The organism is Streptomyces sp. NPDC060205, assembly GCF_042728395.1.
GTDB lineage: Bacteria > Actinomycetota > Actinomycetes > Streptomycetales > Streptomycetaceae > Streptomyces.
Genome location: NZ_JBHWZP010000310.1, coordinates 1 through 10,696, shown reverse-complemented (window position 1 = coordinate 10,696; position 10,696 = coordinate 1). Strand labels below are relative to the sequence as shown.

Here is a 10,696-nt window from a genome sequence, read left to right as displayed (position 1 = left end):
CCCCTAAAAACAGGCCGCCGACAGCACCCCGATCTTTCAGGGGCGCGGGGAACTGCGCGGCCAGCCACCCACGACCGGCACCCGACCGCCGCTTTTAGGGGCGCGGGGAACTGCGCGGCCAGCCACACGCGACCGGCACCCGACCGCCGCTTTTAGGGGCGCGGGGAACTGCGCGGCCAGCCACACGCGACCGGCACCCGACCGCCGCTTTCAGGGGCGCGGGGAACTGCGCGGCCAGCCACACGCGACCCGCACCCGACGGCCGCTTTCAGGGGCGCGGGGAACTGCGCAGGGCACCCCCGGCGGCCCGCACCCCGTAGTGCCCTGCCCAACCGTCGGAGACAACACCCACCTGGACCCCCTCCGTTCGACACGCCGACGTAATGCCACTTTTGTGTGGGTATCGGCTTGTTCGATCACTGGGCACTGGAGGGCGCTGTGCGGCCGGAGAGCTACGACTACGACACCCACAGCAGGTTGGCCGGACCGCTCACGGAGCCGTCCGGCTCGGCCTACCGGGTGCAGTACACCAAGCTCCTGTCGAGCGAGCCGCACCGAATACGAGCCGTCCTGCTCATGACGCTCGCCCCGGTGCTCACCGGACTGCTGCTGGTCTATCTCGTGTGGCCCACCCACTGGGTGGAGCGCGAGGGCGGCGCCCGCTGGCTGGTCGGCCTCGACATCACGATGCTCGTGGCGATCGGCCTGATCGAGCTCTTCATGGTCGTCAACGTCGTGTCGATCGCGCACGCGACGATGGTCGCCAGGGATCCCGTCCCCGTCACCCCCGCGAAGGGCACCCGGGTCGCCTTCCTGACCACCTTCGTCCCCGGCAAGGAACCGCTCTCGATGGTCCGCGCCACCCTCGAAGGGGCCGTCAAGGTCACCCACACCGGTCCGCTCGACGTCTGGCTTCTCGATGAAGGGGACGACGAGCAGGCGAAGGCTCTGTGCGCGGAACTCGGCGTCCGGCACTTCACCCGGCACGGTGTCCCGGAGTGGAACAGGGCCAAGGGCGTCCACAAGGCCCGTACCAAGCACGGCAATTACAACGCGTGGATCGCGATGCACGGCGGCAGTTACGACTTCTTCGCCTCCGTGGACACGGACCACGTGCCGCTCCCGGAGTTCCTGGAACGGATGATGGGCTACTTCCGCGACCCGGACGTCGCCTTCGTCGTCGGCCCGCAGGTGTACGGCAACTACACCACCCCCGTCACCAAGGCGGCCGAGTCCCAGCAGTTCCTCTTCCACGCCCTGATCCAGCGCGCCGGCAACCGCTACCGCGCGCCCATGTTCGTCGGCACCAACAACGTCGTACGGATCGCGGCCGTCAAGCAGGTCGGCGGCCTGTACGACTCGATCACCGAGGACATGGCCACCGGTTTCGAGATGCACCGGCACAAGAACCCGAGGACCGGTCACCACTGGGAGTCCGTCTACACCCCCGACGTGCTCGCCGTCGGTGAGGGCCCCGCCTCCTGGACCGACTTCTTCACCCAGCAGATGCGCTGGTCGCGCGGCACCTACGAGACGCTGTTCAAGCAGTACTGGAAGGCACCCTTCACGATGCCGCCGGGACGGCTGTTCTCGTACACGCTGATGCTCGTCTACTACCCGATGACGGCCGTCAACTGGCTGCTGGGCATCCTGAGCTGCGTCCTGTTCCTGTGCTTCGGGGCGTCCGGTACGCAGGTCTCCGCCTCCATGTGGCTGATGCTCTACAGCGACGCGGCCGCACTCCAGGTCGGGCTGTATCTGTGGAACCGGCGGCACAACGTCTCCCCGCACGAACCGGAGGGCTCGGGCGGGCTGGCGGGCATGGCGATGTCGGCCCTGTCCGCGCCGATCTACCTGAAGTCCCTGGGCGCGGCCCTGATCCGCCGTCCCAGCCGGTTCGTCATCACCCCCAAGGGCGGCGACACCAGCGCCGACCGTGTCGCGACCTTCCGTATCCATCTCTTCTGGGCGGCGGTCCTGACGGCGTCCCTGGTCGCGTCGTTCGTGCTCGACCACACCCACGCGGCCATGCGCACCTGGGCGGTCCTCGCGCTGGCCATCTCCCTCGCCCCGGTGGCGGTGTGGACCGCGACCCGTGCCAGGGACCGCAGGGCGCAGCGGCACCTCGTGCCCGCCGTCCGGATCGGCGAAACGGCCGAGCCCGCCCCGGCCCTCGCGGGCAGCGCGGCCGCAACGGTCTCCAGCAGTACGACAGGAGGTAGCTAGGCCATGGCCCACCGGCCCTTGAAGAAGGCGTCCGTGAAGAACGCGTCGCTGAGGATGACGCTCTCCAAGAAGACCCAGAAGCGGCTGCTCGGCGTCGGCGGCGTCGCACTGCTCGCCGGACTCAACGCGCCGGCCGCCATCGGCTTCGCCTCCGAGCAGTACTACGAGTACAAGATCGCCCAGCCCGGCTACCAGGCGAAGTACGGCTCGTGGAAGCAGCTCGACATCCCCAAGGAGTTCCGCACCAACGCCATCCACGCGGCGCTCCTGCACACCGGCAAGGTGCTGATCGTCGCCGGCTCCGGCAACGAGCAGAAGAAGTTCGACAAGGGGTCCTTCGACACGATCCTGTGGGACCCGAAGGCCGACACCTTCAAGAAGATCGCCACGCCGGCGGACTTCTTCTGCGCCGGGCACGCCCAACTGCCCAGCGGGCGGATGCTCGTGGCCGGCGGTACGGCCCGCTACGAACTGCTCGACGGCGAGGTCGAGCGGGCCGGCGGCGGTATGCGGGTGAAGAACGAGAACCCGGACAAGGCCATCGCCCTCAAGAAGGGCACCAGGTTCCGCTCGCCCTCCGGCGTCGAGTACATCAGCCGTGTCGACGTCATCGTGCCGAAGGCCAAGCGCACCCAGGAGATCACCTACAACAAGGCCGGCGTCATGCAGCCCTGGAAGACGAAGGTCAAGGCGAGCGAGGCCCGGGTCTTCGTCGAGGCCACCGAGGACGGCCCGGCGCCGGTCACCGACAAGCGCGCCCAGTACGAGATCCTCGGCCTCAAGGGCAAGGACGCCGACAACACGTACGGCCTCTCCGAGAAGATCACCCTGGAGAAGCAGGACTTCCAGGGGATCAGGGCCGCCTACGAGTTCGACCCGACGGCGGAGAAGTACGTGCCCGTCGAGCCGATGGACAAGGCCCGCTGGTACCCGACGCTGGTCGGGCTCCAGGACGGGAAGGTGCTCGCGGTCTCCGGGCTCGACGACGTCGGCGTGATCGACCCCGGTGACAACGAGATCTACGACCCGGGGACGAAGAAGTGGACACCCGGTCCCAAGCGGTACTTCCCGACCTATCCGGCCCTCTTCCTCACCAAGGGCGGCAAGCTCTTCTACCCGGCCTCGAACGCCGGTTACGGGCCCGCCGAACTCGGCCGCGACGCGGGCCTGTGGGACCTCAAGACCAACACGTTCCAGAAGGTGCCCGGACTGAGGGACCCGGACGAGACGGAGACCTCGACCTCGCTCCTGCTGCCGCCCGCCCAGGACCAGAAGGTGATGATCCTCGGCGGCGGAGGGGTCGGCGAGTCCAAGGAGTCGACCTCGCGCACGGCCGTCGTCGACCTCAAGAAGGCGAACCCCGCCTTCGAGGACGGCCCCGACCTGCCGCAGGGCACCCGCTATCTGAACAGCGTGATCATGCCGGACGACTCGGTCTTCACGTCCAACGGCGCCAAGGACTACCGAGGGCGCGGCGCCAGCAACATCCACAAGGCGCAGTTCTACGACCCGAAGTCCAACTCGTTCCGGACGGCCGCCTCGCCGAAGGTCGGGCGCAACTACCACTCCGAGGCGCTGCTGCTGCCCGACGGCCGGATCGCCACCTTCGGCTCCGACCCGCTCTTCGACGACCAGCAGAACACCAAGCTCGGCCATTTCGAGCAGCGCATGGAGATCTTCACCCCGCCCGCCCTGCACAAGAACGGCAAGGCCCGTCCCGTCCTGGGCGACGGACCGCAGGAGGTGGACGGCGAGGGCCGCGCCACCTTCGCGACCCGGCACCCCCAGAAGGTCGTGAACGCCCGGCTGATGCGGCCCAGCGCGGTCACGCACACCACGGACGTCGAGCAGCGGTCCATCGCGCTGGAGATCACGAAGAGCAAGGACTCGGTGACCGTGGCCGTGCCGAAGGACCGGACGCTGGTGCCGCCCGGCTGGTACATGCTGTTCGTGTCGGACGCGGACGGGACGCCCTCCGAGGCGAAGTGGGTGCAGGTCAAGTGACGGGCTGACGGACGGCCCGCCGCTTCCGGGTGACCCGCGGCGGCCTACTGGGACCTGGAGTTGCGGGCCAGGCCCAGCGCGTAGTCCGCCCACCACTGGCCGGCCGCGGGGCCCCCGCGGCACTGCCCGTCCGACTCCCCGGGCCGCTTGACCCACAGGTAGGCGTCCACGACCGGGTCGCCGGTGTCGGTGGTGGGCGGGGTGCCGAGCGCCCGGCCCGGCGGATTGCACCAGGCCTGCGCACGGTCGCCGCGTAGCGGGCCGTTGCCGTTGCGGCTGGTGTCCACCACGAAGTGCTTGCCGCCGAGCGCCTCCGAGAGACGGCGGCCGTACTCCTTGGTGATCGCGTCGGTCTGGAAGTTGGAGACGTTCAGGGCGAAGCCGTCGGCGTTCGCGACACCGGCCCGCCCGAGGGGTTCGACGAGCTTGTGCGGCTCCGCGATCCAGTCCGGGTTGCCCGCGTCCAGGTACACCTTCGTGTTCGGCTGCTGCTTCAGCCGCACGATCGCCTCGGAGAGCAACTGCTCGCGCTGCGCGTGGTACTCGCCCGGGGTGCAGCCGTCCACGATGTGGGCGACCGCGTCGGGCTCCAGGACGACCAGCGCGGGACTGTCGCCCAGGGCCCCCGCGAACCGGTCGATCCAGTCCCGGTAGGCACTCGCGTCGTGCGCGCCGCCCGCGGAGTGCTGACCGCAGTCGCGGTGCGGGATGTCGTACGCGACGAACACGGGCGTCCGACCGTCCCTGGCCGCCGCCCGCGTGGCCTCCCTGATCCTCGACTCGGGGTGGTCGCCCGCCGGCCACAGCGCCGCGGGCCGGTCCGCGATGCGCTTGAGCAGCCGGGCGTCACTCCCTCTGCCCTGCCGCTCCCACGCCCGGGCCTGCCGGGCGGCGGGGCTCTGCGGGTCGATCCAGAACGGGGAGCCGGCGGCGGGGTTCGCGGCACGGGTCTCCTGGACGGCGGCGGCCGGGCCGCCCCCGGACGGGGACGAGCAGCCCGTCACGAGTCCCAGCGCGGCGGACGCGGCGGACGCGACGAGCACGGCGCGCGCCGCGCGGGTACGGGTTCGGGTACGGGTCGGCCGGAACATCCTGCCCCCTTGGGCGAAGGTGACCGTCAGTGACGGTTTTCCGGCCATCGTGACATAAGGGATCTATCGGTCACGGGTGCGACACCGCGACCCGCCTGAGCCCGTTCATCGCCGAACCGTCAGGCCCCGCCGGTGGCCAGCGCGATGCCGAGCGGTGTCCTCTCGTACAGCATCTGGTGCCCGTACCGGTGCGCGACGAGCAGGCCCGCGTCGCGCAGCGTCGACAGATGCGCGGAGACGGACGAGGGGGCGAGGCCCAGGCGGTGGGCGAGGGCCGTGGTGGCGGCGGGTTCCGCGAGCGCGGCCAGTACGGCGGCCCGGCCCCGGCCCAGCAGCCGGACGAGGGCCTCGGGCGTGCGGTCGGACGGATCGGCCCACAGGCCCCCGATGCCCCGCGCCGGGTAGACCAGCGCCGGCTGCCAGGGCGGCTCGAAACCGCTCACCACGTCCGGCCAGGTGAAGACGCTGGGCATCAGCACCAGCCCCTGGCCGCCCAGTTCGCGGACGTGCTCGCCCCGTGAGTCGACCGTGAGCCGGCTCGCGTCCCAGGCGACCCGCCGGTCGAGTTCGGGCAGCAGTCCGGCGAGGCCCACCTCGGCGAGGCGACGGGAGTGGAAGGCGATGTCCGCCTCCAGGAGGGCCCTCAGCCTCGGCCAGGCGGGTTCCACGAGGGTGTGCCAGGCCGCCTCCGTCATGTCCGCAAGCTCCTGCACCGCACGGGCGGGGTCGGCGAGCATCGCCCGGCCGGCCGGGGACTCGGCGGCGCCCGGGGTGTCCGCGAGGGAGATCGCGAGTTCGGTCCGCGCGAGCCCGGGGTCCGTGGCGCGCACGGCGGCGATCTCCTCCTCGAACGTGGCCGCCGGGCCGATCGGAGGGGGCATCAGGCAGTCCGGGCTGTTCCCGCGCTGCGGCATCAGCAGCCACAGCGGCTCCAGGTCCAGCTCGGCCGCCGCCGAACGGATGCCCCGCAGCCAGGCGGAGTGATAGCCCTGCCGCTCCGGGCGCCGCAGGGTGCGTACCGCCGCGTGCGTCTCCCACAGGGGCGACAGCGCGAAACGGCAGTTGAGGAAGTCGTCCTCCCCGAAGTGGAGGTGGTACGGCATCACGCCTCCCGGAAGGTGGCTGGGGCCCGAAGATTCGGCCTGGGCCGAAACTCTATGGTGCCCGGCGCGGTCACGCGACGCTGCTCCCCATGCCAGAAGAAACACAGACCGCGACGACGGCACCCGAGCCGCCCTCCGTCGACACCCCCTCGGCCGACACGCGGGGAGGCGGCTACGGCCGGGCCTTCGCCGTCGGGGAGTTCCGGTTCGTCTTCGCCGCGCACGCCCTGTCCCTGCTGGGCGTCGTCGTCAGCGAGATCGCCCTGACCGTCCTCGTGTACGAACTGACGAGATCGCCGCTGCTCAGCGCACTGGCCTTCGCGCTGGGCTTCCTGCCCTACCTCGTGGGCGGGACGCTGCTGTCCGGCGTGGCCGACCGGTTCCCGGCCCGCCGGGTGCTCGTCGTGTGCGACCTCGTGTGCGCCGGATGCGCGGCGCTGATGGCCCTGCCGGCCACCCCCGTCGCCGCCCTGCTCGCCCTGCGGTGCGCCATCGCCGCCGTCTCGCCGGTGTTCAGCGGCACCCGGATGGCCACGCTGACCGAGATCCTCGGGGACGGCGACCTGTTCGTGCTCGGCCGCTCCCTGCTGCGGATCGTGTCCCAGAGCGCCGTGCTCGTGGGCTTCGGCCTGGGCGGTGTCCTGCTGGCCTTCGTACCGCCGCGCGGGGCGCTGGTCATCACCTTCGGCACCTTCCTCGCCTCCGCGCTGCTGCTGCGCGTCGGCACCCGGCGCAGGCCCGCGCGGACCGGCGCCGGACCGCTGATGCGGTACTCGCTCGCGGGCACCCGGCAGGTCCTGGCCGACCGCCGGATCCGGGCGCTGCTCCTGCTGCTCTGGGTGCCGCCGATGTTCGTCGTCGCACCGGAGGCGCTGGCCGCCGCGTACGCGGACGAGATCGGGGTGGGCACGGCCTGGATCGGCCTGCTGATGTGCGCGATGCCGGTCGGCACGATCGCGGGGGAGCTGTACGCGGGCTCCGCGCTCACCCCGGCGGCCCGCTCCCGGATCGTGCTGCCCCTCGCCGGCTGCGGCCTGCTGCCCCTCCTGGCCTACCCCTTCCATCCTGACCTCGGCTGGATCCTGCTCGCGCTGCTGGTCGCCGGGTCGACGGGCGCGTACACGCTGGGGCTCGACCGCTGGTTCGTGGACGCCGTGCCGGAGGAACTGCGCGGGCGGGCGATGACCGTGCACACGGCCGGGCTGATGACCATCCAGGGCGTGGGCATGGCGCTGGCCGGGGCGGCGGCCGAGTTCTGGCCGGTCAGCACGGTGGTGGGCGGGGTCGGTGTGCTCGGGACGGTGTGCTGTCTGCTCCTGGCGGCGGAGGTGCGGCGCACCGGTCGTGGCGTGGGGGCGGCGCGGGGGACGGTGGGGGAGAAGGCCCTGGAGGAAGGGTGAGCAAGCGGGCGAATACCGAAAGGCGAGACGGGGCTGACCACGATATGACCGGCCGGTAGGGTCTTTGCCGTGCCGAAGCCGCTCAGCCTTGCCTTCGATCCCATCGCCCGAGCCGACGAACTCTGGAAACAGCGCTGGGGGTCCGTGCCGTCCATGGGCGCGATCACCTCGATCATGCGCGCGCACCAGATTCTCCTCGCCGAGGTCGACGCGGTCGTCAAGCCGTACGGGCTGACGTTCGCCCGCTACGAGGCGCTGGTGCTGCTCACCTTCTCCAAGGCCGGCGAACTGCCGATGTCCAAGATCGGCGAACGGCTGATGGTCCACCCGACGTCCGTGACGAACACGGTGGACCGGCTCGTACGGTCCGGGCTCGTCGCCAAGCGGCCCAACCCCAACGACGGACGCGGCACCCTCGCCTCCATCACCGACAAGGGCCGCGAGGTCTGCGACGCGGCCACCCGCGACCTGATGGCGATGGAGTTCGGGCTCGGCGCGTACGACGCCGAGGAGTGCCGGGAGATCTTCGCGATGCTGCGGCCGCTGAGGGTGGCGGCGCACGACTTCGACGAGGAGTAGGGCGCGCGCGACGCGGCGGGACCCGGGGGCGCGCGAAGATCGTGCCAAACCGGTGGTTACGCTCGTAGCCATGAAAAAGAGCGTGCTGACCCGCTACCGCGTCATGGCCTACGTCACCGGTGTCCTGCTGGTCCTGCTGGTCCTCGGGATGATCGGCAAGTACGTGCTCGACCTGGACGGCGCCGCGGACTTCACGCGTGTCGTCAGCGTCGCGCACGGCTGGCTGTACGTCGTCTACCTGGTCTTCGCCTTCGACCTGGGCTCCAAGGCGAAGTGGCCGGTCCCCAGGCTCCTGTGGGTGCTGCTCGCGGGTACGGTCCCGACGGCCGCGTTCTTCGTGGAGCGCAAGGTCAGCCGCGAGCTGGAGTCCAAGGTCGTCGAGGACCCGGGCGCGGTCGCGAAGGCCTAGCGCCGCCGCGGAGGGCTCATCCCCTTCCGCGCCTCACCACCGCCATGGACGTATCCGTGGCGGTGTCCCATCGACATTTACTAGGACGTCCTAGTAAATTCGGGGGTATGGACGCTGACGCCATCGAGGAAGGCCGCCGACGCTGGCAGGCCCGTTACGACGCCGCACGCAAGCGGGACGCCGACTTCACCACGCTCTCCGGGGACTCCGTGGAACCGGTCTACGGACCGCGCCCCGGGGACACCTACGAGGGGTTCGAGCGGATCGGCTGGCCCGGGGAGTACCCGTACACGCGCGGTCTGCACGCGACCGGATACCGGGGGCGGACGTGGACCATCCGGCAGTTCGCCGGTTTCGGGAACGCCGAGCAGACCAACGAGCGCTACAAGATGATCCTCGCCAACGGCGGGGGCGGACTCTCCGTGGCCTTCGACATGCCCACGCTCATGGGGCGCGACTCCGACGATCCGCGCTCGCTCGGCGAGGTCGGCCACTGCGGGGTCGCGATCGACTCCGCCGCCGACATGGAGGTCCTGTTCAAGGACATCCCGCTCGGTGACGTGACGACGTCGATGACGATCAGCGGGCCGGCCGTACCGGTCTTCTGCATGTACCTGGTCGCCGCCGAACGGCAGGGCGTGGACCCGGCGCTGCTCAACGGCACGCTCCAGACCGACATCTTCAAGGAGTACATCGCGCAGAAGGAGTGGCTCTTCGAGCCCGAACCCCATCTGCGGCTCATCGGCGACCTGATGGAGCACTGCGCCCAGAAGATCCCCGCGTACAAGCCGCTGTCGGTCTCCGGCTACCACATCCGCGAGGCGGGCTCGACGGCCGCGCAGGAGCTGGCGTACACCCTCGCCGACGGCTTCGGGTACGTGGAGCTGGGGCTCAGCCGCGGCATGGACGTCGACGTGTTCGCGCCCGGCCTCTCCTTCTTCTTCGACGCGCACCTCGACTTCTTCGAGGAGATCGCCAAGTTCCGGGCGGCGCGGCGGATCTGGGCGCGGTGGATGCGGGACGTGTACGGGGCGCGCTCCGACAGGGCGCAGTGGCTGCGGTTCCACACGCAGACCGCCGGGGTCTCCCTGACGGCCCAGCAGCCGTACAACAACGTCGTCCGTACGGCGGTCGAGGCGCTCGCCGCGGTGCTGGGCGGCACCAACTCGCTCCACACGAACGCGCTGGACGAGACGCTCGCCCTGCCGTCCGAGCAGGCCGCCGAGATCGCGCTGCGGACGCAGCAGGTCCTGATGGAGGAGACCGGCGTCGCCAACGTCGCGGATCCGCTGGGCGGTTCCTGGTACGTCGAGCAGCTGACCGACCGCATCGAGGCGGACGCCGAGAAGATCTTCGAGCAGATCCGGGAGCGGGGGCTGCGCGCCCACCCCGACGGGCGGCACCCCATCGGGCCCATCACCTCCGGGATCCTGCGCGGGATCGAGGACGGGTGGTTCACCGGGGAGATCGCGGAGTCGGCGTTCCAGTACCAGCGGGCGCTGGAGAAGGGTGACAAGCGGGTCGTGGGGGTGAACGTCCACCACGGCTCGGTGACCGGGGATCTGGAGATCCTGCGGGTCAGCCATGAGGTGGAGCGGGATCAGGTGCGGGAGCTGGGGGGACGGCGGGGTGCCCGGGACGAGGCGGCCGTACGGTCGTCCCTGGACGCGATGCTGGCCGCCGCGCGGGACGGGTCGAACATGATCGGGCCGATGCTGGACGCGGTGCGGGTGGAGGCGACGCTCGGGGAGATCTGTGACGTGCTGCGGGAGGAGTGGGGGGTGTACACGGAGCCGCCGGGGTTCTGACGGGACGTTTTCTCGCCCCCGCCGCCCCTACCCTTCCCGTCACTGCATGGGGGCTGCGCCCCCGAACCCTCGGTCC

Annotated in this window: 8 protein-coding genes; 6 read left to right on the top strand and 2 right to left on the bottom strand. The window is 70.8% G+C overall.

The genetic code is table 11. The annotated features are described in order from the left end of the window. Positions 1-438 precede the first annotated feature (438 nt). Together ACFWGJ_RS35590 and ACFWGJ_RS35585 are read left to right on the top strand one after the other, a co-directional pair. Positions 439-2,226, top strand: coding sequence for a glycosyltransferase family 2 protein (locus ACFWGJ_RS35590; RefSeq protein WP_387332865.1), 1,788 nt, complete (start codon positions 439-441; stop codon positions 2,224-2,226). A gap of 54 nt (positions 2,227-2,280) precedes the next feature. Further along, entirely contained in the window at positions 2,281-4,230 is a 1,950-nt protein-coding gene (locus ACFWGJ_RS35585; protein WP_387332862.1) for a galactose oxidase-like domain-containing protein, read from the top strand. A 44-nt stretch (positions 4,231-4,274) separates the two neighbouring features. Here the strand turns inward: ACFWGJ_RS35585 and ACFWGJ_RS35580 are convergent, their stop codons facing one another. Both ACFWGJ_RS35580 and ACFWGJ_RS35575 read right to left on the bottom strand, forming a co-directional pair. Further along, positions 4,275-5,321 (bottom strand): glycoside hydrolase family 6 protein, encoded by a 1,047-nt coding sequence (locus ACFWGJ_RS35580; protein ID WP_387332859.1) that lies wholly within the window; start codon positions 5,319-5,321, stop codon positions 4,275-4,277. 119 nt (positions 5,322-5,440) lie between these two features. Beyond that, complete coding sequence (locus ACFWGJ_RS35575) at positions 5,441-6,424, bottom strand: DUF5937 family protein (protein ID WP_387332857.1); 984 nt, start codon at positions 6,422-6,424, stop codon at positions 5,441-5,443. A gap of 89 nt (positions 6,425-6,513) precedes the next feature. Between ACFWGJ_RS35575 and ACFWGJ_RS35570 the strand changes: the two genes are divergently transcribed. From ACFWGJ_RS35570 to ACFWGJ_RS35555, 4 genes are all read left to right on the top strand, one after another. Next, positions 6,514-7,824: an MFS transporter gene (locus ACFWGJ_RS35570; protein WP_387332855.1), complete on the top strand. Its 1,311-nt coding sequence runs from the start codon at positions 6,514-6,516 to the stop codon at positions 7,822-7,824. 69 nt (positions 7,825-7,893) lie between these two features. Further along, a complete protein-coding gene (locus tag ACFWGJ_RS35565) occupies positions 7,894-8,403 on the top strand; it encodes a MarR family winged helix-turn-helix transcriptional regulator (protein ID WP_381832626.1) in 510 nt (169 codons plus the stop codon). A 70-nt stretch (positions 8,404-8,473) separates the two neighbouring features. Further along, entirely contained in the window at positions 8,474-8,812 is a 339-nt protein-coding gene (locus tag ACFWGJ_RS35560) for a DUF3817 domain-containing protein (protein WP_381832623.1), read from the top strand. A gap of 107 nt (positions 8,813-8,919) precedes the next feature. Next, the gene (locus ACFWGJ_RS35555) at positions 8,920-10,620 is read left to right on the top strand and encodes a methylmalonyl-CoA mutase (protein ID WP_387332852.1); all 1,701 of its coding nucleotides are present in this window, start codon (positions 8,920-8,922) and stop codon (positions 10,618-10,620) included. Positions 10,621-10,696: the final 76 nt, after the last annotated feature.